Origin of the sequence: Pseudomonas sp. B21-019 (assembly GCF_024749225.1) — a bacterium.
Lineage (GTDB): Bacteria > Pseudomonadota > Gammaproteobacteria > Pseudomonadales > Pseudomonadaceae > Aquipseudomonas.
This window is the reverse complement of sequence record NZ_CP087193.1, coordinates 616953-640834: the sequence shown is the minus strand read 5'-3', so window position 1 is coordinate 640834 and position 23882 is coordinate 616953. Positions and strand designations below refer to the sequence as shown.

Below are 23882 nucleotides of genomic sequence, written 5' to 3'. Positions count from 1 at the left end.
TTTAAATGTTTGCCTCGTTGCCATTGACCGCCCTGCGGGCTTTCGAATCCGCCTCGCGCCTGCTGAGTTTCAAGGCTGCCGCCGAAGAGCTGTCTGTGACGCCTACGGCGGTTTCCCACCAGATCCGCTCCCTGGAAAACTGGCTCGGCGTGCCGCTGTTCGAACGACTGCCCCGGCAGGTGCGCCTCACCGAGTGCGGCGAACGGCTGTTCCGTAGCCTGCATGGCGCCCTGCTGGAGGTGGCGCAAAGCGTCGATACCTTGCGCCCGCAACGCAGCGGCACGAGCCTGACGATCTCCACCACCGCCGCTTTCGCCGCCCTCTGGCTGGTGCCTCGGCTGGGACGGTTTTATGCCCGGCACCCGAACATCAACGTGCGGCTGGACACTCACTGCGAAGTCATCGATTTGCATCAGGACGCCAGTGTCGATCTGGTGCTGCGTTACAGCCAAGACGACTACCCGAACCTGTATGGGTTGTGCCTGTTCGACGAATCCTTCGGGGTTTATGGCTCGCCTGAACAAGTGGCCCTGGCGACCCGTCGGGTACCCACCCTGATCAGCGTGCAGTGGCAAAACTCCAAACTGTATGCCCACGGCTGGGAAGCCTGGTGCGCGCAATCCGGCGAAACCTGGCTGACCGGACAGCCAGCGGTGCGTGAATACGACGAAGAACATTACGCCCTGCAAGCCGCCGTCGCCGGGCAAGGTCTGGTGCTGGCGAGCAATATTCTGGTGTCGGAGAGTGTGGCCAGCGGCTTATTGCTGCCTTACCGGGGTGAGATTCAGGTCGACGGGGCCGGATATAGCGCACTGTGCGTACCAGGGCGCGAACGGCATCCGCCGGTGCGGGCGTTTTTTGTGTGGTTGCAGGAGGAGGCTCGATTGTCTGGCCTATTGCCAAGATCGAAGCCAGCGGCAGCTCCTGCAGGGGAACGCGCTCCAATGTAGCTGCCGCTGGCTGCGATCTTTTGATCTACCGGGTGGGCTTGACCGTCACCGGCGCCTTGCCCGCCTTCATCTGCTCCAGCAACGGCGCACATTGATTCGGCTCGCCAGCGCTCGGCGCGATCAGCGCCAGCAAACCCGCCGCCGGCGCGGCAATCACCCCCAGCGCCACCATCCCGGCCCCGCGCAGCATCAGCGGCACCGCTTTCACCCCCGCATCCGGCTTGATGAACTTGCCCCGCACATACAGTGGCGAACGCAGCGAAATCAAGCGCCAGCCCTTGGATTCCGGGCTGATGGTCAGGTCCAGTTGCTCGGTCGCCATGTTCGCAGTGCCATCGATGTAGACAATCGCGTTCTCGGTATCGAAGACGAACAACTGCGTGGTCGCCAGACCGCTCTTGATGTCGAAATTGGCCGCCGCGCAGTTGATCTTCACTTCCTTGTCGCCAAAGATTTTCCCGACCACATAGTTGCCGACATTGAGCCCGGCCAGCTCCATCAGCTCGCGACTGATGGCGCCATCATTGATCAACATCTTCAAATTGCCGTCGGCAGTGCCCAGCAGCTTGGCCACCGAGTTGCCACGACCGGTAAGGTCGGCGTCGCCATTGAGCTCACCGAAACTGGTTTTCATCCGTTCAATGGACGGGAACAACTGTTTGAGCTTGAACTTGCGCGCGGTCAGTTTGGCCCGGCCTTCCAATGGTTCGGCGCGCCCGTTCAGGCGAATCTGCGCATCCAGATTGCCGCCAGCCACGCCGAAACGCAGGGGCTCGAGGCTGAGCACGCCATCGGTGAGCACCAAATGAGTGTAGAGGTCGTTGAACGGCAGTTTTTCGCTGTGGACGATGCGCTTGCCAGTGAACTCGACGTCAGCGTCCATGTCGCGCCAGCGCTCGGTCTTGAATTCCTCGACCGGCAGTATCTTGTCCGCCGGCTGCTTGCTTTCACCGCCGCGGGCCTTTTGCTTGGCATTGGAGTCGGCGCCGATCAGTGGGGCCAGGTCGGCAAACAACAGTTGATTGGACTCCACCGCCCCGCTGAGCTTGGGCCGCGGTTGGCTCGCGACATAAGCCAGGTTGCCATGGATGTCGCTCTCGCCAATCTTGCCGTTGAAGTCCTCATAGCGGTAAACCGCCCCGCCCGACTCATGCAACTTGGCAGTCAAATGCCCATCCGTGGCGTACGGCGGGGTATCCGGCAGGGGCACGCCGATCAGCGGATAGAGCTTGCCCAGGCTGGCACCGGCCAGTTTCAGGCGCAGATCCAGGGCGCCGAGATTCAATGGATCGGTAAGCGTACCGGCCAGTTCGACGCTGGTGTCGGCAATCTTGATTTGCGCATGAAGCGGGAACGGCTTGGCGGCATCCTGTAAGGCCAGCAGACCGCCGATCTTGCCTTGGCCGGCGAGATTCTGGTCGTGGTATTGGCCTTTGACCTTCAACGCGAACGCGTAATCCTGCGGCGAACCGCCCTTCTCAAGCGCAGCTTTCGCCGCTTTGTCGCCGACGATGTCACTGAACGGAATCGGTTTGCCCAGCGGATCGATAAGCAAGTCGAGGCGGGTTTTCAGGCTCTGGTCGTCGAGCGTGACATGGCCCTTGTCGAAGCCGATGGCACCGATGTCCACCACCCAGTTAGAAGGCTCGGCATTCGGATCCTTGGGGTCGAACTTGAATGTCCAGTTGGCGCGGCCGTCGGCCAGACGCTGCAGGTCGGCATTGGGCTCGGTCAGGTCGATGCGCGGGATCGTCACCCGCTGTGTCAGCAAGGCCAGCGGCGAAATGCGCAGTTCGACGCGTTTGAGGGAGGCCATCTGCGGTTGCTTCGACCAGTCCGGGTTGCCCAGGCTCAGGTCCTCGGCCACCACGTGCGGCCACGGCACCCAGGCCCGCCAGCCGCCTTCGTCGGGCTCGCGCTGCCAGACCACCGCGAGGTTGCCATTGATGGCGAACGGACGATGCAGTTCTTCAGAGACTTTGGCGTTAAGGGGCGGTTTGATCCGGTTCCAATCGAAGAACGCGATGATCAGCACCAGGACGGCCAGCAGCACAACGAGGCTGGCGGAGGTCCAGGCAAGCATTTTACGAGTGCGCGTCATTGCACAGAGCTCCTGAATACGACTGAGCGCCCTGACAGCGACGCACTGATGAAACGTTAGGCCAGAACCGGCCTGCCATGAAATCTAGGACTGGGAAATGGCGCGCAGGTTTAACCGAATAGGGACTTAACACTCAAATAATCGGCCGGAGACACCCTGCTCCCTCATCCGGTGTTACCGCACCCGCACTTTTGCGAGGCGAGAGCGGGTCGAAAATACCCACCTCAGTGCAAAAAAGCTCGCCGGAAACGCCCGTTCTAGAGCGCTGCGGCCGAACAATCAATTCTGTTGATTATTACCATTGCGTTTATGAACTTTTGTATCGACTTATCGAGAGTAGCATTGACCTCGTACCCACTTTATCGCCCTCCCAAGGAGCAACCCATCATGAAACGCGAATTACTGCTTAGCCTGACCCTCTCAATGTTAGCCAGCACCGCTTTTGCTCTGCCGGCTGCCGATCAGGCCACTCCACAAGTCAAAGACAGCCACTCGGTGTTCAGCCAGACCGTTGCCGATGGTGCCAACGGTAACGAGCGCCTGAAAGAAAAAGGCCTGATCACCCAGGATGGCTCGGATCGCACTCCACAGGGCCAAACCCTGGCCGCTGACGGTACTGACCGCACTCCACAAGGCCAAACCCTGGCGGCTGACGGTACCGACCGTACCCCACAAGGCCAAACCCTGGCTGCTGACGGTACCGATCGCACTCCACAAGGCCAAACCCTCGCTGCTGACGGTACTGACCGCACTCCACAAGGCCAAACCCTGGCTGCTGACGGTGCCGACCGTACCCCACAAGGTCAAACCCTGGCCGCTGACGGTACCGATCGCACTCCACAAGGCCAAACCCTTGCTGAAGGTGGTGGTGACCGTGTGATCGAACGCAACAGCGCTGTGAGCTAAGCCCATGGCGGCCTGGAAAAAAAGCCCAATCCCCGGATTGGGCTTTTGACTTTATAGAAGCTGCATTTCCCCCGCGTGATCCCCCGACAGTCCGTTCGACGCCAGCGAAGCCGATTTGCTAGAGTGCGCCGCTGTCCCTGTCCAGAAAACACCCTTGCGATGCTGCCCCGCGCCGAACAGAAACAACAGACCCGCAACGCCCTGATGGACGCTGCCCGCCACCTGATGGAAAGCGGCCGAGGATTCGGCAGCTTGAGCCTGCGCGAAGTGACGCGAACCGCCGGGATCGTGCCCACTGGTTTCTACCGGCACTTCGCCGACATGGACGAATTGGGCCTGGCGCTGGTGTGCGAAGTCGGCCAGACCTTCCGCGAAACCATCCGCCTGGTGCGCCATAACGAGTTCGTCATGGGCGGTATCATCGATGCCTCGGTGCGGATCTTTCTCGACGTGGTCACGGCCAATCGCTCGCAGTTCCTGTTTCTTGCCCGCGAGCAGTACGGTGGCTCGCTACCAGTGCGCCTGGCCATCGGTCGCTTGCGCGAAGGTATCAGCTCAGACCTGGCAGCCGATTTGTCACTGATGCCCAAACTGCAGCATCTGGACATCGCCGGCCTGAGCGTCATGGCCGATCTGATCGTCAAAAGCGTGTTCGCGACCCTGCCGGACATCATCGATCCGCCGGCCGAAGCATTGCCCGAGCACCTGACACCACAGGCGAAAATCACCCAGCAGTTGCGGTTTATCTTTATCGGGCTGAAGCATTGGCAGGGACTCGGCAGTACCGAGTAACCCGTTAGAAAAAGATCGCAGCCTTCGGCAGAAGGCTGCGATTTTTTTGTGCGCTGCAAATTGGTGCGTAAACACCCGTCACGCACCAACTTCAATCAAAGTCCTGCAACATTGTGAGCCTCCCCCGTCGCTCTGACAGGCATTTCCTACCTCCCCCCCGATTGGCAAGCCCCTTGCTCTAGCCTGAACATTGTTCATTGCTGGAAGCCTTCCGATGCTGGTGATTCATCGCAGAATCGACCCTCAACCCGTCTGGGCCGCCGAGTTGCACCTGACCTTCGAAGCCAGGAGCAAAAGTCGCTTGCGCTGTTTCAGTGCCGAGGGTGAGGACGTCGGCTTGTTTCTGGAGCGCGGCCAGCCGCCGTTGTATGACGGCGAATGCCTGCAAGCCGAAGACGGGCGCATCGTTCGCGTCTGCGCTCGCCCCGAACAACTGCTGCACGTCACCTGTGCCAATGCGTTCGAACTGACCCGCGCCGCCTATCACCTGGGCAATCGACACGTGGCCCTGCAAGTCGGCGACGGCTGGTTGCGCCTGCTCGACGATTACGTGCTCAAGGCCATGCTCGAACAGCTTGGCGCCAAGGCCGAGAACATCGAAGCGCAGTTCCAGCCGGAACACGGTGCCTACGGTGGTGGCCATCACCACTCGCGCCACGGTGACGAGGACTTCAACTACCCGCCGAAACTGCACCAGTTCGGCGTGCGTTTATGAACCCGGCCTGGGCGCTGCTGCGCCTGGCCAGCCCGCAGCTGCCGATCGGCGGCTACAGCTATTCCCAGGGCCTGGAAATGGCGGTGGATAACGGCCGGGTCAATGATCCCGACAGCGCGCGACGCTGGATCAGTGATCAGTTGCTGTTGAACCTGGCGCGTTTCGAAGCGCCACTGTTGCTCGCCCATTGCACCGCTGCCGCCGAAGAAAACTGGGGCCTATTGCTGCAACGCTGCGAAGAGCATCGCGCCAGCCGCGAAACCCGCGAGCTGCATCAGGAGAGCCGGCAGATGGGCTATTCGCTGCAGCAACTGCTCAACGGATTGCCGGAACTGGATGCACCAGCCCGTGCCTTTCTCGAGCAACGCCCCGAACCGCACCTGGCTCTCGGCTGGGCGCTGGCGGCTCGCGCCTGGAACATCAGCCCGCAAGATGCGCTGGCCGCCTGGCTCTGGAGCTGGCTCGAAAACCAACTGGCGGTGTTGATGAAAACCCTGCCGTTGGGCCAGCAAGCCGCACAACGCCTGACCAGCGAACTGCTGCCGTTGCTGCAACAGGCGCAGCAAGACGCTACCCGAATCAATCCCGAACACGTTGGCAGCGCCGCTTTCGGCCTGTCCCTGGCGTGCATGGCCCATGAGCGCCAGTACAGCCGTCTGTTCCGTTCCTAGGGCCTTTTAGTTTGGAGAATCACATGAACACACAACCCCTGCGCGTCGGCATCGGCGGCCCGGTCGGCTCCGGCAAAACCGCCTTGACCCTGGCCCTGTGCCTGGCCCTGCGCGAGCGCTACAACCTGGCCGTCGTGACCAATGACATCTATACCCGCGAAGACGCTGACTTTCTGGTGCGCAACGAAGCCTTGGCGCCGGAGCGGATCATCGGCGTGGAAACCGGCGGCTGCCCGCACACGGCGATCCGCGAAGACGCCTCGATCAACCTCGAAGCCGTGGACCAACTGAACCGTCGCTTTCCGGGGCTGGATCTGATCCTGGTGGAGTCCGGCGGCGACAACCTCTCGGCGACCTTCAGCCCGGAACTGTCCGACCTGACCATTTACGTGATCGATGTCTCCGCCGGCGACAAGCTGCCGCGCAAGGGTGGCCCCGGCATCTGTAAATCCGACCTGCTGGTGATCAACAAGATCGACTTGGCGCCGCTGGTAGGCGCCTCTCTGGAAATGATGAACAGCGACACCCAACGCATGCGCAACGGCAAGCCGTTTGTCTTCAGCAACCAGAAAACCGGCCAGGGCCTTGAAGAAATCATCGCCTTCATCGAACGCCAGGGCCTGCTGACTGCGGCCTGATCACACTTATCAACAAGGAAGCTTATCCATGACACTGAAACGCATTCTGGGCGCCATGGCCCTGCTGCTGACCCCAGCCATTGCCTTCGCCCACCCGGGCCATGGCGACAACGGCTTGATCGCCGGCATCAGCCACCCGATCGGCGGCCTCGATCACTTGCTGGCGATGGTTGCCGTGGGGTTGTGGGCGGCGCAGCAGAAAGGCGCTGCGCGCTGGGCCCTGCCGTGCACATTCGTGGGCACCATGTTGATCGGCGGCTTGCTGGGTTTTGAAGGGCTGAACCTGCCGGCGCTGGAGAGCGGGATTGCGGCATCGGTATTGGCGCTGGGCCTGGCGGTGGCGTTGGCAGTGCGTCCGCCGTTGAGCCTGGCGGTGGCGGCGACCGCGTTGTTCGCGCTGTTTCATGGCGTGGCGCATGGTCTGGAATTGCCGGACATGTCCAGTCCCTGGGCGTATGCCGCAGGGTTTGTGGCAGCGACAGCGGCGTTGCATGCCGCGGGTTATGCGGTGGTTCGCGTCTTGCCTCAGGCCGCGGCACCGTTGGTTCGGCTGGCGGGTGCAGCGTCGGCGGCAACCGGTGCCTGGTTGCTGGCGGGTTGATTCCCTAGCGTCTGAACTGGCCCCTTCGCGATCCGGTTTGCCCGCGAAGGCGGCCTGACAGACACCGCATCTCTAAGGCCTGCTAACATGTCGCGCAATTAACCCTGCCGTGACGACGCCAGCCAATGCCGCATGCTTCCCGCTCTGCCTCCCAGCCTGAATTGACCGCCCTGTTCGCCTCAGTGCATCAGCACTTCCAGGACGTGATCGTGCCGCTCTGGCAGGGCCCCGGCTGGAACGCCGACATGGCGTTGCCTTATGAGGCGCTGGATGCCGAGCATAAACCGCTGCCCCCTCAGCGCTACCGGGCCATGGCCTGCGCGCGGCAGCTGTACCTGTTCTCCAGCCTGATCGGCCAGGTGCCCAAGGCTGAAGAGCGCGCGGCGGCGCTGTTTCGTTCCTTGCAACGGCATTTCCACGATGCCGAGCATGGCGGCTGGTTCTACAGCATCGACCCGCAAGGTACGCCGCTGGACCAGCGCAAAGACCTCTACACCCACGCCTTCATCCTGTTCGCCTGCGCCCATTATTGGGACAAGGTTCGCGAACCGCTGGTGGAGTCGGTACTCAACGCCGCGCTGGAAGTGGTGGCGCAGCGTTTCGCCACGGGCGACGGCCTGTACGAAGCCAGCCTGGACCGTGATTGGTCCTCGCTCGACTCCGGGCCATTGCAGAACCCTCTGATGCATTTGGCCGAAGCCTTCCTCGCCACCCTTTCGGTGCGCGAAGACGCGGCTGTGCAGAACGCTCTCATCGAGTTATGCACAGCCATGCAAAAGCGTTTCATCGACCCGGGACATGCGGTGTTGATGGAGAAGCCGCTGGGAGCTGTGGATAACTGGTTCGAGCCGGGCCATCAGTTCGAATGGTATTTCCTGCTGCAATCCTCGCCATTGCTGCGCGGCTCGACACTGCACGCCTCGCTCGAGCGCGCGTTTGCGTTCACCGAGCAACGGGGTGTCGATCAGCAGACCGGTGCCGTGCGAGCGATGCTGGAACTGGACGACCGCCCTCGCGACGCAACCCAACGCATCTGGGCTCAGGCCGAATACCTGCGCGCCCTGACCTTGCGCCCGGACAGCGAAGCATCGGTGCAATGCCAATTGCAGGCGTTGCAGCAGCGCTTCCTGCATGCGGGCGGTTGGTATGAGTGTCGCGATGAGCAGGGCGAAGTGAGCCGCAAGGACATGCCTTCGACCACGCCTTATCACTTGGCAACCTGCTATCGCGGATTGGCCGAGTATCTCGGCTGAGTTTTTGTGGCGAGGGGGCTTGCCCCCGTTGGGCCGCGCAGCAGCCCTAGTGTTCTGTCAGTTGCATCGCAGGCGGCTGCTTCGCACCCGAACGGGGCGGTGCGGCGTTCCGACAAGCCCCCTCGCCACAATTACGCCTTGCTGCCATTACGCTCAATGGCAAACCCGCTCCAGGTCTGGCTCACCGGCATCAGCTCGAGGCTGTTGATGTTGATGTGGGCCGGTGCGTTGAGCACCCAGAAAATGGTCTCGGCGATGTCTTGCGGCTGGATCGGATCGGCACCGGCGTAAGTGGCGTTGTAACGCTCCTGATCACCGGCGAAACGCACCAGCGAGAACTCGCTCTCGCACAGGCCCGGCTCGATGTTGCTGACCCGCACGCCCGTACCTTGCAGGTCGCAGCGCAGGTTCAGGGAGAACTGTTTGACGAACGCCTTGCTCGCGCCATACACGTGGCTGCCCGGGTACGGGTAGTTGCCGGCGATGGAGCCGAGGTTGACGATGCTGGCACCACGACCATGAGCGATCAAACGCGGCAGCAACAGGCGGGTGCTGTACATCAGGCCTTTGATGTTGGTGTCGACCATGGTGTCCCAATCATCGAGATCGCACTTGGGTGCCGGGTCCACACCGAGGGCCAGGCCGGCGTTGTTGATCAGCCCGCGCAGCTTGGCGAAGGACGGCGGCAGGTTGGCAATCGCCTCCTCCATGGCCTTGCGGTCCCGTACGTCGAGCACCAGGCCATGGACCTCGGTCTGCTTCGACAACTCGGCGCACAGGGCATTGAGGCGCTCTTCACGACGACCTGTCAGCACCAGTTTCCAGCCGGCCTCGGCAAAACGACGGGCACAGGCTTCACCAAAACCGGAGGTCGCGCCGGTAATAAACAGGGTGTTGGACATCGTGTTCTCCTTGCGTCGGCTGACAGTCAGCCCTTGGAATAGAAAATCAACCGGCAGCATGCCCGGCCTTTTCCACAGCGGCAACCATGGCAAAAACCGTACAAAAAATGATCAATGCTGGCAACACCCCATGCCCCGTGGCTTGCAGCCATGTACACGCACCTTATCCACAGGCCGGTCCACAGTTTCCGGGGGCAAGTGGAAAAGCTGCAAGCCGCTATCCACAAGGCTTTGCGGGTAGGTTTGAAAGTTTTTTCTTGACCCTGAGGCATCCGCTGTGTAGCCAAGGGCAATTTGCAAGACCGAGTGGTCATAGCGACGATGGCGCCAAGCCAGCAACCACGGCCCTCAGCCGAGTCTTTCCAGAGTTTAACCACAGACTTATCCACAGGCTTGTCCACCTCGATTCATACCGTGTTCGCTCATAACAAAAAGGTTGACAATGCCCACTTCAGGCTCGCCAAAAGCACCTGATCAAAAAACAATCATCTCTCTGCAAGCCACGTATTCAAAGGCTTACAGCCAGCTACTCCCACGTTATTCACAGCCAGCTCCACAGCAAACGGGGACAAGTCAAAACCGTGACAAAACAGCAATTTGCAGCGGCTTTATGTCGCGCTTTGAGAGGTCATGAATATTGTTTTCCACAATTTCCCTTTACCTCAAACCACTGCCTCGTGTAGGGATTGTGCGGGCATAAAAAACGCCCTGAGTTCGTCAGGGCGTTTTCCAGGCTCTTCTGTTTTAGTGCCCGCCGAGATAGGCGTTACGCACCTCCTCGTTCACCAGCAGCTCCTTGCCGGTGCCGCTGAGGCGGATCTGGCCGTTGACCATCACATACGCCCGGTCCGACAGCTTGAGGGCGTGGTTGGCGTTCTGCTCCACCAAAAAGATGGTCATGCCCGTCTTGGCCAGTTCCCGCAGGGTCGCGAAGATCTGTTTCACCACAATCGGCGCCAGCCCCAGGCTCGGCTCATCGAGCAGCAACAGCTTGGGTCGACTCATCAACGCCCGGGCGATGGCGAGCATTTGCTGCTCGCCGCCAGACATGGTCATGGCCCGCTGGTTACGCCGCTCTTCAAGCCGCGGAAACAACTCAAACATGCGCTGCATATCTTCCTTGGCGTACTTGTCACCGATCGGGATGGTGCCCATCAGCAGGTTTTCCTCGACGGTCATGTCGGGGAACACCCGGCGGCCTTCCGGCGACTGAGCGATACCGTTGGAGGCGATGTAGTGGGACGACTTGTGAGTGATATCCACACCCTGATAGACGATTTGCCCGTCAGTCGCCCGTGGCTGACCGAAAATCGACATCAGCAGAGTCGACTTGCCGGCGCCGTTGGAGCCGATCAGGCTGACGGTCTCCCCTTCATTGATGTGCAACGAGACTTTCTTCAGGGCCTGGATCGGTCCGTAGAACACGTCGATCTCTTTCAGTTCGAGGATCGGTTGACTCATACCAGTTCCTCTTCGTCGGCGCCCAGGTAGGCGGCAATCACTTTCGGATCGTGTCGGATCGCATCAGGCCCGCCCTCGGCGATGACAACGCCGTGGTCCAGCACCACGATGTGGTCGGAAATGCTCATGACCATGCCCATGTCGTGTTCGATCAGCACCACGGTCAGATCATGCTCGTCACGCAGCAGCCGGATCATCGCGCTCAGCGCTTCGGTTTCCTGAGGGTTGAGGCCGGCGGCCGGTTCGTCGAGGCAGATGATCTGCGGCCGGGTACACATGGCCCGGGCGATCTCCAGACGGCGTTGCTGACCATAGGACAGTTCACCGGCCAGACGGTTGGCGCAGTCCACCAGGTCCACCACTTCCAGCCAGTAGAACGCGTGGTCCAGCGCATCGCTTTCGGCCTTGCGATAACCCTTGGTGTTGAGGATGCCGGCCAGCATGCCGCGGTTGACCCACATGTGCTGGGCCACCAGCAGGTTTTCCAGCACCGACATTTCCTTGAACAGACGAATGTTCTGGAAAGTCCGCGCCAGACCGGCACGGTTGATCAGGTGCGTGCCACCGAACATCTTGTAGTGGAGCCGGCTGATGAAGCTTTTCGGCGAAACGAAATCGGTTGCCTTGAACGGCTCCCCGAGCATTTTGATGACGTTGGTTTTCACCCCACGGGTGTTGAGCTCGATATGCCCGCCGGACGCTTTGTAGAACCCGGTCAAGCAGTTGAACACAGTGGTCTTGCCCGCGCCGTTGGGGCCGATCAACGCGAAGATCGAGTTGCGCTTGACCTTCAGGCTGACGTCACTCAGCGCCTTGATGCCACCGAAGTGCATCATCAGATTCTCGACCGAGAGTACGACTTCACTCATGGCGCTACTCCTTTACGCGGGGTCACACCGGTACGGCTGATCCGGATCAGGCCGCGCGGTCGCCAAATCATCATCAACACCATCAGGATGCCGAACAGCAGCACGCGATATTCAGCGAAGCCGCGTAGCAGTTCCGGGGCGACGGTCAACACGAATGCTGCCATCACCACGCCGATGGTCGAACCCATGCCGCCAAGTACCACGATGGCGAGGATCAATGCCGATTCGAAGAAGGTGAACGAGGTCGGGTTCACAAAGCCTTGATAGGTCGCGAAGAACACACCGGCCAGACCCGCTGTCGATGCACCAATGGTGAACGCCGACAGTTTGACCAGCACGTGATTCAGGCCCATGGAGCGGCAGGCGATTTCGTCTTCACGCAAGGCTTCCCATGCGCGACCGACCGGCATGCGGGTCAAGCGATGCTTGATGTACAACACGGCCAGCACCACCAGGAACAACACCGCATAAATGAAGTAGTACTTCACATCCGGGTTGTAGGCGATGCCGAAGAACTCATGAAACGGTATTCCGCCGTCCTTCGCCCGCTTTCCGAATTCGAGACCGAAGAAAGTCGGCAACGGCGCCGCCATGCCATTCGGGCCACCGGTCAGGGACAGCCAGTTATTGAGGATCAACCGGATGATTTCACCGAAGCCCAGGGTCACGATCGCCAGATAGTCGCCGTGCAGACGCAGCACCGGGAAACCCAGTATGCATCCCGCCAGCCCGGCAGTGATCGCCGCCAAAGGCAGCACAGTCCAGAAGCCCAGCCCCAGGTATTGGTAACCGAGCGCCAGACCGTAGGCACCGATGGCATAGAACGCCACATAACCCAGGTCGAGCAGGCCGGCCAGGCCGACCACGATGTTCAGGCCCAGGCCCAGCAGCACGTAGATCAACCCAAGGATGACCACGCCCAACAGGTAAGAGTTGGAGAAGAACGGGAATACCACGGCGACAACGACCACTAGCGGGACGACCCAGCGCAACCGGGATTTGTAATCAGGCGCCAGAACATGAACCCCGGAACCGGTGCTCTCAAAGCCTTCGAGAATTCTCAGGCCTTTGGGGGTTTGCAAGAACAGGCTCAGGGCAAAGCGGCCAGCCATAACGATGGCGACTATCCATGCCACGCGCGTCGGCTGCAGGTTGAAGCCGTAGCCGTCGAGGACCACACCAACAATCGGGCCGAACACAATCAGGGCGATGAGGCCGGCAAGAATCGCGTCAACCAGGCTTTTTTTGATATCAATGGTTTTTTTAGTGGTTGAAGACATCGCTTACACCTTCGACACAAGAGGACGGCCAAGCAGGCCTTGGGGCCGAAAGACCAGAACAAGAACGAGCAGCGAGAAGCTGAAAACGTCTTTGTAATCCGAGTTGACCAGCCCCGAGAACAGCGACTCGGAGATCCCGAGAATGATCCCTCCCAGCATGGCGCCGGGCAGTGAGCCGATCCCGCCGAGCACCGCCGCGGTGAACGCCTTGATCCCGATGACGAAGCCTGCGTAGAAGTCGAACGTGCCGTAGTTCATGGTGATCAGCACGCCGGCCAGGGCCGCCATCGCTGCACCGATGATGAACACGTAGGAAATCACCCGATCGGTGTTGATCCCCAGAATCGAAGCCATCTTGCGGTCTTGCTGGGTGGCGCGGCACATGCGGCCGAGTTTGGTGTACTTGATGACGTAGGTCAGCAGGCCCATGCCGACGAATGCGGCAACCAGAATGAAGATTTTGGTGTAGGTGAGTTGAACGAAGCCGCTCCCGACTTCAACTCGCCATGCACCGGTCAGCAGTGTCGGTACACCCTGTTGACGGGCGCCCTGACTGATCTGTGCATAGTTTTGCAGGATCAGCGAAATACCGATGGCGCTGATCAGCGGTGCCAGTCGGGTGGAGTTGCGCAGCGGTTTGTAAGCGACACGCTCGATGACCCAGCCATACACCGCAGTGACGATGATGGTGAAAACCAGGGTGCCGAGCATCAGCAGCGGGAAGGATTCAATACCGAAGTAAGCCAGCAGAGCCAGACTGATCGCCGCGAGGTACGCAGAGATCATATAAACCTCGCCATGGGCGAAGTTGATCATGCCGATGATGCCATAGACCATTGTGTAGCCGATGGCGATCAGGCCATAGACCGACCCGAGGGTCAGGCCGTTGACCAGTTGCTGCAGGAAAATACCATCCATAACGCAATCTCACGCACTTGAGAGACTGCACAGAAGCCAGTTGCAACGGACCGGGGTTCAGCCGCCGGTGCAACACGCTGGTGTGCAGCTCTACGAGAAAAGACAGGTACTGCACGGACATGTTTCAGGACTGCCCGGCGCGCAAGGCGCCGGGCAGATCAACCGCTCATATCACTTCTGTTTTTCCAGCTGGTGGTATTTGCCGTCCTTGTCCCACTTGTAAACCACGTAGTCGGAGACTTTCAGGTCGCCCTTGCTGTCCCAGGTCTTCTCGCCCATGACGGTCTTGACCGGGTTGGCTTTCAGCCATTTGGCAGCGTCTTCGCCCTTGTTGGATTTGGCGCCATTGAACGCCGCGGCCAGGGTCTGGACCGAAGCGTAGGCGTACAGGGTGTAGCCTTCAGGTTCGGTGCCGGCCTTGCGGAAGGCGTCTACCACGGTCTTGCTGTCTGGCAGCAGACGTGGGTCGGCGCCGAAGGTCATCAGTACGCCATCAACGTTCTGTGGGCCACCGGCGGTGGTCACCAGTTCGTCAGTCACGATGCCGTCATCGGACATGAACTTGACGTCTTTGAGGCCCTGTTCACGCAGCTGCCGAACCAGTGGACCGGCTTCCGGGTGCAAGCCGCCGAAGTAGACCACGTCGGCACCGGCCGCACGGATCTTGGTGACGACGGCGCTGAAGTCTTTCTCGCCGCGGGTCAAGCCTTCATACAGCACTGGCGTTACGCCGCGCTTGATCAGTTGAGCCTTGGTGGCATCTGCCAAGCCTTGGCCATAGGTGTCCTTGTCGTGCAGCACGGCGACTTTCTTGCCCTTGAGCACGTCGACGATATAGTCGCCAGCCACGATACCTTGCTGGTCGTCACGCCCGCACATGCGGAACATGGCACTCAGGCCGCGCTCGGTCACCTTGGGGTTGGTGGAACCTGGGGTGATCGTGATGATGCCGGCTTCGTCGTAGATCTCGGAGGCAGGGATGGTCGACGAGGAGCAGAAGTGACCTACCACACCAACGACTTTCTTTTCAGTCAGGTCTTTGGCGACCGTCACAGCCTGCTTCGGCTCGCAGGCGTCATCGCCTTTGACCAGTACGATTTTTTCCCCGTTGACACCGCCGGCGGCGTTGACCGCATCGGCGGCTGCCTGCGCACCCTTCATGTACTGCTCGCCAAATGCCGCGTTGGCGCCTGTCATAGGGCCCGCCACACCGATTTTCACATCAGCCTGTGCAAACGCAGAAACACCCAACGCAGCTGCCACTGCGAGGGCCAGAAAGCCTTTCTTGTAAAACGTCTGGGACATGAGGTGGTGCTCCAAGGTTTTTTTTAGTTGGCACTGCGACTTCACTGAATGCTCAGAGCAAGGGCCGTGCCATCGGTTTTTTATTCTGAAAAAAGTCGCTGCTTTCTTGTTATTTCGACTGTTTCGATCCCATTTTCATTGGGCGTGCAACCGTCTAAACCGCGGGAGGTGAAACCATTTATTTCAAAAGGCGCAACCCGCATGCGCCATCATTGCAACCGCAGCGCCAAACGGTGTGCAACCTGCCTGTAACAGCCCGCGTCACCGAACTGCACACTGCCGGTGCACAACTGCTACAACCCGCACCATTACAGGCTAGCCGCTTCGCTGAAAAGCGCTGCTTCCAGCAACATATTTCAACAATCAGATCACGATCCGCAGGCACTGGCCCGCGTGATACAGCGAAAAACCGGCCTCATACAGACAGCTTCGCAGCCCCACACCCGCCAATGGCTGCATGGGTGCGAAGGGAATCGGCAGGGCTTGAGGATTTCCGTTACACAAGTAGTCGGCGAAGGCTTTGCCGACCACTGTGCCGGTGGTCACGCCTCGTCCGTTGTAACCGGTGACGGCCACCAGACCCGGCGCTGGCTCGAACAGGCGCATCAAATGATCGGGGGTGAAGGCGATGCAACCGGTCCAGGTGCATTCCCATTCCACCGGTTTCAGGTAGGGGAAGTAATGCTGCTGAACCCGATCGGCCCAGGCTTTGAGGAACCAGGTCGGTTTCTGGTTGCCATTGCCGAGACTGCCGAGCAACAACCGCCCCTCGGCATCACGACGGATGCTGCTGAGCACTTGCCGGGTGTCCCAGGAGCCCTGACCACCGGGCAGAATTTGCTGCGCGGCGTCTTCGGTCAGCGGCACCGAAGCCACTTGATAGTAATAACCGGGGAAGAAGTTGCGGCGTAGTTCCGTCCAGTCGCCTTCGGTATAAGCATTGGAGGCGATCACCACCTGTTCGGCCAGCACCGAACCCTGGGCGGTCTGCACTGACCAGCGCTGGCCCTGACGTTCGAGTCGGGTCACCGGGGAATGATCGAACAACTGACCGCCAAGGCCGATGGCCGCGTTGGCCAGCCCCGTGGTGTAGGCCATCGGGTTGATCGTGCCGGCACGCCGGTCGAGCAGCGCAGCGGCGATTTTCCTGGTGCCCGTGGCTTGTTCGCAGGCAGTTCCGGTCAATAGCTCCACCGGTGCCCCACGACGTTTCCATTGTTCTTCGCGACTGCGCAGGTCCGCCTCGCCACGCGCGTTGTGCGCCATGTGCAGCGTGCCTTCGCGGCGCAACTGGCAATCGATGTTGTATTTGTCGACGAGGCTGAACACCAGCGACGGCGCCGCTCCGAGCATACGGTTGAGCTGACTGCCGACCGCCTTGCCAAAACCGGCTTCGATTTCGTCCGGAGGAATCCACATCCCGGCGTTGACCAGCCCGACGTTACGCCCCGAACCGCCATGGCCGGCGCGATGCGCTTCCAGCACACAGACACTTTTGCCTTGCTCCAGCAGATGCACCGCCGCCGACAGCCCGGTGAAACCGGCACCGATGACGCAGACATCCACCGTCACTTCCCCCTTGAGCGCCGCATTGTCGGGCCTTTGCGGCGTCAGTTTTTCCCACAGACACTCTTCGCGTAACGGCATTGCCAGACTCCAATCAGAAACCTAACCAACCCTCGTTGTGCAGAGGCCGCCAAAAGATCGCAGCCTGCGGCAGCTCCTACAAAACCGCAGCCAGGCACAATCCCGTAGGAGCTGCCGAAGGTTCGGGCCGCGTTCGGACGATCTTTTAAGGCGCACCACCATTGTGTCAGTCGAACGTAATCCCCTGAGCCAACGGCAATTCCAGCGAATAGTTCACGGTGTTGGTCTGACGGCGCATGTACCCGCGCCATGCGTCGGAGCCCGACTCACGACCACCGCCCGTTTCCTTCTCGCCGCCGAACGCGCCGCCGATTTCCGCGCCGCTCGGGCCGATGTTGACGTTGGCGATGCCGCAATCGCTGCCCACCGCTGACATGAACCGCTCGGCTTCACGCACGTCGGTGGTGAAAATGCACGACGACAGGCCCTGTGGCACGGCGTTGTTCAGGCGCAATGCCTCTTCGAAATCGGTGTAACCGATCACGTACAGAATCGGCGCGAAGGTTTCGTCGCGCACCACATCGCTCTGTTCCGGCATTTCGACGATGGCCGGCGAAACGTAGTAAGCGTTGGGGAATTTATCTTCCAGCTGACGCTGGCCGCCAAACACCCGACCGCCTTCGCTCAAGGCTTGCTCCAGCGCGTCCTGCATGTTGTCGAAGCTGTGTTTGTCGATCAGCGGCCCGATCAGGTTGCCTTCCAGTGGATGGCCGATGCGCACCTTGGAGTAAGCGGCTTTCAGGCGGGTGACGATTTCTTCTTTCACCGATTCGTGGGCAATCAGGCGACGCAAGGTGGTGCAACGCTGACCGGCAGTGCCGACGGCGCTGAACAGAATCGCCCGTACGGCCATGTCCAGATCGGCGCTTGGGCCGAGGATCATCGCGTTATTACCGCCCAGTTCCAGAATGCTACGGGCGAAACGCGCGGCGATTTTCGGCGCCACTTCGCGACCCATGCGGGTGCTGCCGGTAGCGCTGATCAGCGCGACACGCGGGTCATCGACCAGGGCTTCGCCTGCATCGCGACCACCGATGATCACTTGGCTCAGGTGCGGCGTGGCGTCGCTGAAGTTCTTCAGGACACGGTCGAACAGCGCCTGACAGGCCAGCGCGGTCAGCGGGGTTTTCTCCGACGGCTTCCAGATCACCGGGTTGCCGCACACCAGCGCCAGCGCCGCGTTCCAGGCCCAGACGGCGACCGGGAAGTTGAACGCGCTGATCACGCCGACGATGCCCAGCGGGTGCCAGGTTTCGCGCATGTGGTGGCCAGGGCGCTCGGAGGCGATGGTCAAACCGTACAACTGACGGGACAGACCGACCGCGAAGTCGCAGATGTCGATCATTTCCTGAACTTCACCCAGGCCTTCCTGAGTGATCTTGCCGGCTTCCCAGGAAACCAGCTCACCGAGATCGGCCTTGTACTCGCGCAGGATGTCGCCCAATTGACGAACCAGTTCGCCACGGCGCGGCGCCGGCACCTTGCGCCACAATTCGAACGCATGATCTGCGCGACTGATGTGCTGCTCGACTTCAGCGGCGCCTTCCCAGTTCACGGCGGCAATCCGACTACCGTCGATGGGCGAATGCACCGGCACTTTGCCGTTCTGGTACAGGGCCGGGTTCACACCAAGACGATCAAGCAATGCGGCAACCATGGGTCACTCCTCGAGCAGAAACAGAAAACGTGCAGCCGGATTGATTCGACTGATCTGACCTGTAGTTTTAGCGCTCCCGAGGTTCTCCAACAAACGACGATTAAGCGAGATATCATTCCGTTTATTCATGCTGCGAATCTACCGGTAACACGCGTGCCACGTAGAGAGACAAGAACAAGGAGAACCGATGCTGAATAAACGCTACTTGCCGTCGATCACTGCGCTGCAGTGTTTCGAGGCCGTGACCCGGCATTTGAGCTTCACCCGCGCCGCCGAAGAGCTGAACCTGACCCAGAGCGCCGTGAGCAAACAGGTCGCGCAACTCGAAGAGTTGTTGCAGCACCTGCTGTTCCGCCGGGTGCGCCGACGCCTGCAAATGACCCCCGCCGGCGATTTGTATTTGGTGGAGGTGCGAAAAATCCTCACCCAAGTCGAAATGTCGACCCATTACCTGCGCTCCTACGGCGGTGACACCGAAGTCTTGCGCGTCTCCACGCCTCCGACCTTCGGCGCGCGCTGGCTGGTGCCACGCTTGAAAGGCTGGCGCCTGCGTCATCCATCAATTCATCTGGACCTGTGCAGCGAGCAGGAAGCCGACGATCTGCTGCAAGGCCGCAGCGACCTGGCGTTCTACTTCGGCCAGGGCTCACGGCCCGGCACCGAATGCCTGAAGCTGTTCGGCGAAGAGCTTGTTCCTGTGTGTGCCCCCGGCAGTCTGCCGGACACACCGTTCACCGATCCGACCCAACTCACCGACCTGGTCCTGCTGCAAAACGCCTCCCGGCCCCAGGCCTGGCACGACTGGTTCGACAGTCAGGGCTACCACACCGAACACAGCTACCACGGCCCGCGTTTCGAAACGTTCTATATGTGCATCCGCGCCGCCCAGGTCGGCTGCGGCGTGGCGCTGTTGCCGAAGTTTCTGGTGGAAGAGGAATTGGCCGACGGCAAACTGGTCATTCCCTGGCAGCATGCAATGCCCAGCACCGACGCCTATTACCTGGCGTATCCGGAGCATTCGGCGGAAGTGCCCAAGGTGCGGGATTTTGTGAAGTGGATGCTGGAGCGGACGGATAATCCGGATGCACCGCAAAATTGAAATATCACGCAAAACTCTGTGGCGAGGGGGCTTGCCCCCGTTGGGTCGCGTAGCGACCCCAAAACCTGCAATAGTGGCCCCTCAGACAGATCGTGCATGCCGAATTTACGACTGCTGCGCAGCCGAACGGGGGCAAGCCCCCTCGCCACAAAAAATTGCTGGCAATCCTCACCGCTGATATGCGCCACTAGCCCCATTCATTGAAACAGCTGCAACGTCGCGGCCACGGGCCGCGACCCGCCTGGAGACCCGTTATGAGCGAGAGTGTGTTTGCCGATCGCATCGTGCAGAACCTGCTCGACACCGACTTCTACAAATTGACGATGATGCAGGCGGTGCTGCACAACTACCCTAACGTGGAAGTCGAATGGGAGTTTCGTTGCCGTAACAGCGAGGATCTGCGCCCGTACCTGGCGGAGATCCGTTTCCAGATCGAGCGCCTGGCCGAGTTGAGCCTGAGCGCCGATCAGTTGAGCTTCCTGGAGCGCATCAGCTTCCTGAAACCGGACTTTCTGCGCTTTCTCGGACTGTTCCGTTTCAATCTGCGCTATATCCACACCGGCATTGAAAACGGCGAGTTGTTCATCCGCCTGCGCGGGCCGTGGCTGCACGTGATTCTGTTCGAAGTGCCGTTGCTGGCCATGGTCAGCGAAGTGCGCAACCGCTATCGCTACCGGGAAATCGTCCTGGAACAGGCCCGCGAGCAGCTCTATCGCAAGTTCGACTGGTTGACCGCCAACGCCAGCACCGACGAATTGTCCGAGTTGCAGGTAGCCGATTTCGGCACTCGCCGACGCTTCTCGTATCGCGTGCAGGAAGAAGTGGTGAACGTGCTCAAGCACGACTTCCCCGGTCGTTTCGTCGGCACCAGCAACGTGCACCTGTCCCGCGAGCTGGACATGAAGCCGCTGGGCACCATGGCCCACGAATGGATCATGGCCCACCAGCAACTCGGTCCGCGGCTGATCGACAGCCAGATCGCCGCCCTCGACTGCTGGGTCCGCGAGTACCGTGGCCTGCTGGGGATCGCCCTGACCGACTGCATCACTTCCGATGCGTTTCTCGGCGATTTCGACCTGTTCTTTGCCAAGCTCTTCGACGGCTTGCGTCACGACTCCGGTGACCCGGTGCTCTGGGCGGAAAAGGCCATCGCCCACTACCACAAGCTGGGCATCGACCCGATGAGCAAGACCCTGGTGTTTTCCGACAGCCTGACGTTGCCCAAGTCCCTGGAGATTTTTCGGGCGTTGCGCGGTCGGATCAATGTCAGTTTCGGTATCGGCACTAACCTGACCTGTGACATTCCGGGTGTCGAACCGATGAGCATCGTGCTTAAAATGACCGCATGCAACGGCCAACCGGTGGCCAAGATTTCTGATGAGCCTGGCAAGACTCACTGCAAAGACCCGAATTTCGTCGCCTATTTGCGACACGTTTTCCAAGTACCTGCCACCCTTTCCAGTACATCAAGCAAGGAGTGAATTCATGCAAGCCGTACAGCGTGAGATTGCTGAACAGCTCAAGGTCCAACCGCCGTTTGTGGATCAACTCGCCCTTGAGGCTGAAGTCGCCCGGCGAATCACCTTCATTCAGGATTGCCTGGTCAATTCCGGGCTCAAGGCCCTGGTGCTCGGTATCAGCGGCGGCGTCGACTCCCTGACCGCCGGCCTGCTGGCCCAACGCGCCGTACGTGAACTGCGTGAACGTACCGGTGATAACCGCTACAAGTTCATCGCCGTGCGCCTGCCGTACCAGACGCAGTTCGATGAACACGACGCCCAGGCCTCGGTGGACTTCATCGCCCCTGACGAACGCCACACGGTGAACATCGGCCCGGCAGTCAAATCCCTGGCCAGTGAAGTGGCAGCCTTCGAAGGCAAGGAGGCAGTCTCGGTGGATTTCGTATTGGGCAATACCAAGGCGCGGATGCGCATGGTCGCGCAATACACCATCGCTGGCGCGGCTCATGGCCTGGTGATCGGCACCGACCACGCGGCAGAAGCCGTGATGGGTTTCTTCACCAAATTCGGTGACGGTGCCTGCGACCTCGCACCGCTGAGCGGCCTGGTGAAAAACCAGGTCCGGGCAATTGCCCGCAGCTTTGGCGCGCCGGAGTCGCTGGTGGAAAAAACCCCGACCGCCGACCTCGAAGACCTGTCGCCGGGCAAACCGGACGAAGCGTCCCACGGCGTGACCTACGCCGAGATCGACGCCTTCCTGCACGGCGAACCGGTGCGCGAAGAAGCGTTCAAGATCATTTGTGATACGTACAAGAAGACTCATCACAAGCGTGTGATGCCGTTCGCGCCTTGATTCTGTCCCCTGTAGAAATGAGCACAAAAAAAGCGTCCCGGGTGGACGCTTTTTTTATGCGTTTGAATCGATTACTTCAGTGTAACCGTGCCTTTCATCATCGAGATGTGGCCCGGGAACGAGCAGAAGAAGCCGTATTTTTCGGCTGCATTGAGCTTCGACACATCGAACGTCACAGAATCCTTTTCGCCAGCGCCAATGACTTTGGTGTGAGCGATGACGCGGGTATCACCTTCTTTCAGGTAATTCTTGTCGATGCCAGCCGACAGGCCGTCGGTGGCGATCGGCTGCATGTCAGCCTCTTTGCTGATCACCAGGTTATGGCCCATGACGTTTTTCGGCAGGCTGCCGGAGTGGGTCAGTTCAACGGTGAAGGTCTTGCAGCTTTTGTCGATTTCAATGGCCTTGGTGTTGAAGGACATCTGATCGGTGGAGTCGATGGTCGTTTTGCACTCAGCAGCCATCAATTGGCTGCTGGCCAGTGTCAGCAGGGATACCGCAACAAGTTTGGCAAACATGGTGAATCTCCAAGGCAGGGTTAACAAAAGTGCGAATGGACAGAAGACTGCCTGAAATCTTCGCAAGTTCCTATGACCTGAATCAAAAATTGTATACAACTTTCGGGCTATGACACCCATCGAAACAATCTACCAGCCAGACGTCTGGGACGGCCCTATCATCAGCGCCATCATTACTCACCTGGAGCGCCTGTCATGTCTTTCAGCAGCTTGTTGAGCAGTTTGTTGGCCGCCTACGCCTGTGGCGCCAGTGGCACTTACGAAACACCTGAACGCGCGGTTTAACCCTTGGAACGATGCGAGCCTGCCTTTACTCTGTGGTCCTGGTTGACCATGGAGTAAGGCATGTCTTTAACGTCCGTTTGTGTATTTTGCGGTGCCAGCACCGGCACCAATCCGGCTTATCGTGAAGCGGCTGTCGCCCTGGGGCGAGCATTGGCCGAGCGCAAGCTGACCCTGGTCTATGGCGGCGGCGCTGTCGGGCTGATGGGGATTGTGGCTGATGCCGCACTGGCGGCCGGTGGCGAAGTGATCGGGATCATTCCGCAGAGCCTCAAGGACAAGGAAATCGGCCACAGCGGCCTGACCCGCCTGGAAGTGGTCGACGGCATGCATGCGCGCAAGGCGCGAATGGCCGAGCTCAGCGATGCCTTCATTGCCTTGCCCGGCGGTCTGGGCACGCTGGAAGAGCTGTTCGAAGTCTGGACCTGGGGCCAGCTCGGTTATCACGGCAAACCGCTGGGTTTGCTGGAAGTGAACGGTTTCTACAGCAAGTTGACGTCTTTTCTCGATCATATCGTCGGCGAAGGCTTCGTTCGCGGGCAGCACCGTGACATGCTGCAAATGAGCGAATCACCGCAAACCCTGCTCGATGCACTGGACGCCTGGCAACCCTCGGTACCGCCAAAATGGACCGAGCAAAAACCCAGCTAACGGCTCGGTGCCGATACAGGGCAGAATATGCGCCGCTCAACCTCACCTTCGACCCCAGAGGATCGCCCATGGCTAAACCTAATTATTCCTTCGCCAAACGTCAGAGAGACTTGGCCAAGGAGCAGAAGAAAGAGGAAAAGCTTCAGCGCAAGAAAGCTACAGCTGAAGAAGAAGCAGCAGCACTGAACCCGGATGCAGAAGGTGAAGTGGCGGCAGAAGATGATGCTGAAGCACCGAAAGATCAGGCGCCCGACGCCTGAGACCCTCCGGGCCCGATGATCTGATCAGGCCCACCGGATCTGTGTCCAGGGTCAGCAACGATGTTGCTGACCCTCACAGGCCAAATTGAAACC

General features: G+C 60.0%; 23 protein-coding genes. 13 read left to right on the top strand and 10 right to left on the bottom strand.

The features are described from left to right. Positions 1 to 5: 5 nt before the first annotated feature. Entirely contained in the window at positions 6 to 950 is a 945-nt protein-coding gene (locus LOY36_RS02785; protein WP_258672215.1) for a LysR substrate-binding domain-containing protein, read from the top strand. Positions 951 to 975: 25 nt separating this feature from the next. Here LOY36_RS02785 and LOY36_RS02780 read toward each other — a convergent pair whose 3' ends face one another. Further along, on the bottom strand, positions 976 to 3051 hold the full coding sequence (locus LOY36_RS02780) for an AsmA family protein (RefSeq protein ID WP_258672214.1): 2076 nt from the start codon (positions 3049 to 3051) through the stop codon (positions 976 to 978). A 387-nt stretch (positions 3052 to 3438) separates the two neighbouring features. Between LOY36_RS02780 and LOY36_RS02775 the strand changes: the two genes are divergently transcribed. From LOY36_RS02775 to LOY36_RS02745, 7 genes are all read left to right on the top strand, one after another. Then, positions 3439 to 3957 (top strand): hypothetical protein, encoded by a 519-nt coding sequence (locus tag LOY36_RS02775; protein ID WP_086944068.1) that lies wholly within the window; start codon positions 3439 to 3441, stop codon positions 3955 to 3957. Positions 3958 to 4116: 159 nt separating this feature from the next. After that, the gene (locus LOY36_RS02770; RefSeq protein WP_019650666.1) at positions 4117 to 4749 is read left to right on the top strand and encodes a TetR family transcriptional regulator; all 633 of its coding nucleotides are present in this window, start codon (positions 4117 to 4119) and stop codon (positions 4747 to 4749) included. Between the two features lie 214 nt (positions 4750 to 4963). Continuing rightward, the gene (gene ureE / locus LOY36_RS02765; protein ID WP_258672212.1) at positions 4964 to 5464 is read left to right on the top strand and encodes an urease accessory protein UreE; all 501 of its coding nucleotides are present in this window, start codon (positions 4964 to 4966) and stop codon (positions 5462 to 5464) included. Continuing rightward, entirely contained in the window at positions 5461 to 6135 is a 675-nt protein-coding gene (locus LOY36_RS02760; protein ID WP_258672210.1) for an urease accessory protein UreF, read from the top strand. Before ureE ends, LOY36_RS02760 begins: the two co-directional genes overlap by 4 nt. Before the next feature lie 23 nt (positions 6136 to 6158). Further along, on the top strand, positions 6159 to 6773 hold the full coding sequence (ureG, locus tag LOY36_RS02755) for an urease accessory protein UreG (protein ID WP_008001031.1): 615 nt from the start codon (positions 6159 to 6161) through the stop codon (positions 6771 to 6773). Between the two features lie 28 nt (positions 6774 to 6801). Next, the gene (locus LOY36_RS02750; protein WP_258672209.1) at positions 6802 to 7374 is read left to right on the top strand and encodes a HupE/UreJ family protein; all 573 of its coding nucleotides are present in this window, start codon (positions 6802 to 6804) and stop codon (positions 7372 to 7374) included. A 125-nt stretch (positions 7375 to 7499) separates the two neighbouring features. Beyond that, the gene (locus tag LOY36_RS02745) at positions 7500 to 8627 is read left to right on the top strand and encodes an AGE family epimerase/isomerase (RefSeq protein WP_258672207.1); all 1128 of its coding nucleotides are present in this window, start codon (positions 7500 to 7502) and stop codon (positions 8625 to 8627) included. 131 nt (positions 8628 to 8758) lie between these two features. Here the strand turns inward: LOY36_RS02745 and LOY36_RS02740 are convergent, their stop codons facing one another. The 8 genes from LOY36_RS02740 to LOY36_RS02705 all read right to left on the bottom strand — a co-directional run bounded on the left by LOY36_RS02740 (position 8759) and on the right by LOY36_RS02705 (position 18666). After that, positions 8759 to 9529 (bottom strand): SDR family oxidoreductase, encoded by a 771-nt coding sequence (locus LOY36_RS02740; RefSeq protein WP_258672206.1) that lies wholly within the window; start codon positions 9527 to 9529, stop codon positions 8759 to 8761. A gap of 744 nt (positions 9530 to 10273) precedes the next feature. Next, entirely contained in the window at positions 10274 to 10990 is a 717-nt protein-coding gene (locus tag LOY36_RS02735) for an ABC transporter ATP-binding protein (RefSeq protein WP_019650671.1), read from the bottom strand. Then, positions 10987 to 11859 carry an ABC transporter ATP-binding protein gene (locus LOY36_RS02730; protein ID WP_018928477.1) on the bottom strand — a complete coding sequence of 291 codons (873 nt, stop codon included), beginning with the start codon at positions 11857 to 11859 and terminating at the stop codon, positions 10987 to 10989. The genes LOY36_RS02735 and LOY36_RS02730 overlap by 4 nt, the downstream gene beginning before the upstream one ends. Further along, complete coding sequence (gene livM / locus LOY36_RS02725) at positions 11856 to 13139, bottom strand: high-affinity branched-chain amino acid ABC transporter permease LivM (RefSeq protein ID WP_258672205.1); 1284 nt, start codon at positions 13137 to 13139, stop codon at positions 11856 to 11858. Before livM ends, LOY36_RS02730 begins: the two co-directional genes overlap by 4 nt. 3 nt (positions 13140 to 13142) lie before the next feature. Then, on the bottom strand, positions 13143 to 14057 hold the full coding sequence (locus LOY36_RS02720) for an ABC transporter permease subunit (protein ID WP_007939055.1): 915 nt from the start codon (positions 14055 to 14057) through the stop codon (positions 13143 to 13145). Between the two features lie 171 nt (positions 14058 to 14228). Next, positions 14229 to 15362, bottom strand: a complete 1134-nt coding sequence (locus tag LOY36_RS02715; RefSeq protein WP_018928479.1) for a branched-chain amino acid ABC transporter substrate-binding protein — start codon at positions 15360 to 15362, stop codon at positions 14229 to 14231. A gap of 363 nt (positions 15363 to 15725) precedes the next feature. Next, entirely contained in the window at positions 15726 to 17009 is a 1284-nt protein-coding gene (locus LOY36_RS02710; RefSeq protein ID WP_019650674.1) for an FAD-binding oxidoreductase, read from the bottom strand. A 166-nt stretch (positions 17010 to 17175) separates the two neighbouring features. Next, positions 17176 to 18666 carry an aldehyde dehydrogenase family protein gene (locus LOY36_RS02705; protein WP_258672204.1) on the bottom strand — a complete coding sequence of 497 codons (1491 nt, stop codon included), beginning with the start codon at positions 18664 to 18666 and terminating at the stop codon, positions 17176 to 17178. Between the two features lie 187 nt (positions 18667 to 18853). Between LOY36_RS02705 and LOY36_RS02700 the strand changes: the two genes are divergently transcribed. The 3 genes from LOY36_RS02700 (at position 18854) to nadE (ending at position 22078) form a co-directional block, all read left to right on the top strand. Then, complete coding sequence (locus LOY36_RS02700) at positions 18854 to 19765, top strand: LysR family transcriptional regulator (RefSeq protein ID WP_019650676.1); 912 nt, start codon at positions 18854 to 18856, stop codon at positions 19763 to 19765. A 254-nt stretch (positions 19766 to 20019) separates the two neighbouring features. Further along, entirely contained in the window at positions 20020 to 21246 is a 1227-nt protein-coding gene (gene pncB, locus LOY36_RS02695) for a nicotinate phosphoribosyltransferase (RefSeq protein ID WP_019650677.1), read from the top strand. Between the two features lie 4 nt (positions 21247 to 21250). Next, entirely contained in the window at positions 21251 to 22078 is an 828-nt protein-coding gene (nadE, locus tag LOY36_RS02690) for an ammonia-dependent NAD(+) synthetase (protein WP_019650678.1), read from the top strand. 71 nt (positions 22079 to 22149) lie between these two features. On the opposite strand, the gene azu is transcribed toward nadE, so the two are convergent. Continuing rightward, positions 22150 to 22596 carry an azurin gene (azu, locus tag LOY36_RS02685; RefSeq protein WP_019650679.1) on the bottom strand — a complete coding sequence of 149 codons (447 nt, stop codon included), beginning with the start codon at positions 22594 to 22596 and terminating at the stop codon, positions 22150 to 22152. 345 nt (positions 22597 to 22941) lie between these two features. On the opposite strand from azu, the gene LOY36_RS02680 reads away from it, so the two are divergent. Continuing rightward, positions 22942 to 23529 (top strand): TIGR00730 family Rossman fold protein, encoded by a 588-nt coding sequence (locus LOY36_RS02680; protein ID WP_018928486.1) that lies wholly within the window; start codon positions 22942 to 22944, stop codon positions 23527 to 23529. A gap of 68 nt (positions 23530 to 23597) precedes the next feature. Further along, a complete protein-coding gene (locus LOY36_RS02675) occupies positions 23598 to 23789 on the top strand; it encodes a hypothetical protein (protein WP_019650680.1) in 192 nt (63 codons plus the stop codon). The last annotated feature ends 93 nt before the right edge of the window (positions 23790 to 23882 follow it).

Bases quoted from the DNA above. Each gene is read 5' to 3' on its own strand.
- LOY36_RS02785 (WP_258672215.1), top strand. From the start codon at position 6: ATGTTTGCCTCGTTGCCATTGACCGCCCTGCGGGCTTTCGAATCCGCC.
- LOY36_RS02780 (WP_258672214.1), bottom strand. From the start codon at position 3,051: ATGACGCGCACTCGTAAAATGCTTGCCTGGACCTCCGCCAGCCTCGTT.
- LOY36_RS02775 (WP_086944068.1), top strand. From the start codon at position 3,439: ATGAAACGCGAATTACTGCTTAGCCTGACCCTCTCAATGTTAGCCAGC.
- LOY36_RS02770 (WP_019650666.1), top strand. From the start codon at position 4,117: ATGCTGCCCCGCGCCGAACAGAAACAACAGACCCGCAACGCCCTGATG.
- ureE (WP_258672212.1), top strand. From the start codon at position 4,964: ATGCTGGTGATTCATCGCAGAATCGACCCTCAACCCGTCTGGGCCGCC.
- LOY36_RS02760 (WP_258672210.1), top strand. From the start codon at position 5,461: ATGAACCCGGCCTGGGCGCTGCTGCGCCTGGCCAGCCCGCAGCTGCCG.
- ureG (WP_008001031.1), top strand. From the start codon at position 6,159: ATGAACACACAACCCCTGCGCGTCGGCATCGGCGGCCCGGTCGGCTCC.
- LOY36_RS02750 (WP_258672209.1), top strand. From the start codon at position 6,802: ATGACACTGAAACGCATTCTGGGCGCCATGGCCCTGCTGCTGACCCCA.
- LOY36_RS02745 (WP_258672207.1), top strand. From the start codon at position 7,500: ATGCCGCATGCTTCCCGCTCTGCCTCCCAGCCTGAATTGACCGCCCTG.
- LOY36_RS02740 (WP_258672206.1), bottom strand. From the start codon at position 9,529: ATGTCCAACACCCTGTTTATTACCGGCGCGACCTCCGGTTTTGGTGAA.
- LOY36_RS02735 (WP_019650671.1), bottom strand. From the start codon at position 10,990: ATGAGTCAACCGATCCTCGAACTGAAAGAGATCGACGTGTTCTACGGA.
- LOY36_RS02730 (WP_018928477.1), bottom strand. From the start codon at position 11,859: ATGAGTGAAGTCGTACTCTCGGTCGAGAATCTGATGATGCACTTCGGT.
- livM (WP_258672205.1), bottom strand. From the start codon at position 13,139: ATGTCTTCAACCACTAAAAAAACCATTGATATCAAAAAAAGCCTGGTT.
- LOY36_RS02720 (WP_007939055.1), bottom strand. From the start codon at position 14,057: ATGGATGGTATTTTCCTGCAGCAACTGGTCAACGGCCTGACCCTCGGG.
- LOY36_RS02715 (WP_018928479.1), bottom strand. From the start codon at position 15,362: ATGTCCCAGACGTTTTACAAGAAAGGCTTTCTGGCCCTCGCAGTGGCA.
- LOY36_RS02710 (WP_019650674.1), bottom strand. From the start codon at position 17,009: ATGCCGTTACGCGAAGAGTGTCTGTGGGAAAAACTGACGCCGCAAAGG.
- LOY36_RS02705 (WP_258672204.1), bottom strand. From the start codon at position 18,666: ATGGTTGCCGCATTGCTTGATCGTCTTGGTGTGAACCCGGCCCTGTAC.
- LOY36_RS02700 (WP_019650676.1), top strand. From the start codon at position 18,854: ATGCTGAATAAACGCTACTTGCCGTCGATCACTGCGCTGCAGTGTTTC.
- pncB (WP_019650677.1), top strand. From the start codon at position 20,020: ATGAGCGAGAGTGTGTTTGCCGATCGCATCGTGCAGAACCTGCTCGAC.
- nadE (WP_019650678.1), top strand. From the start codon at position 21,251: ATGCAAGCCGTACAGCGTGAGATTGCTGAACAGCTCAAGGTCCAACCG.
- azu (WP_019650679.1), bottom strand. From the start codon at position 22,596: ATGTTTGCCAAACTTGTTGCGGTATCCCTGCTGACACTGGCCAGCAGC.
- LOY36_RS02680 (WP_018928486.1), top strand. From the start codon at position 22,942: ATGTCTTTAACGTCCGTTTGTGTATTTTGCGGTGCCAGCACCGGCACC.
- LOY36_RS02675 (WP_019650680.1), top strand. From the start codon at position 23,598: ATGGCTAAACCTAATTATTCCTTCGCCAAACGTCAGAGAGACTTGGCC.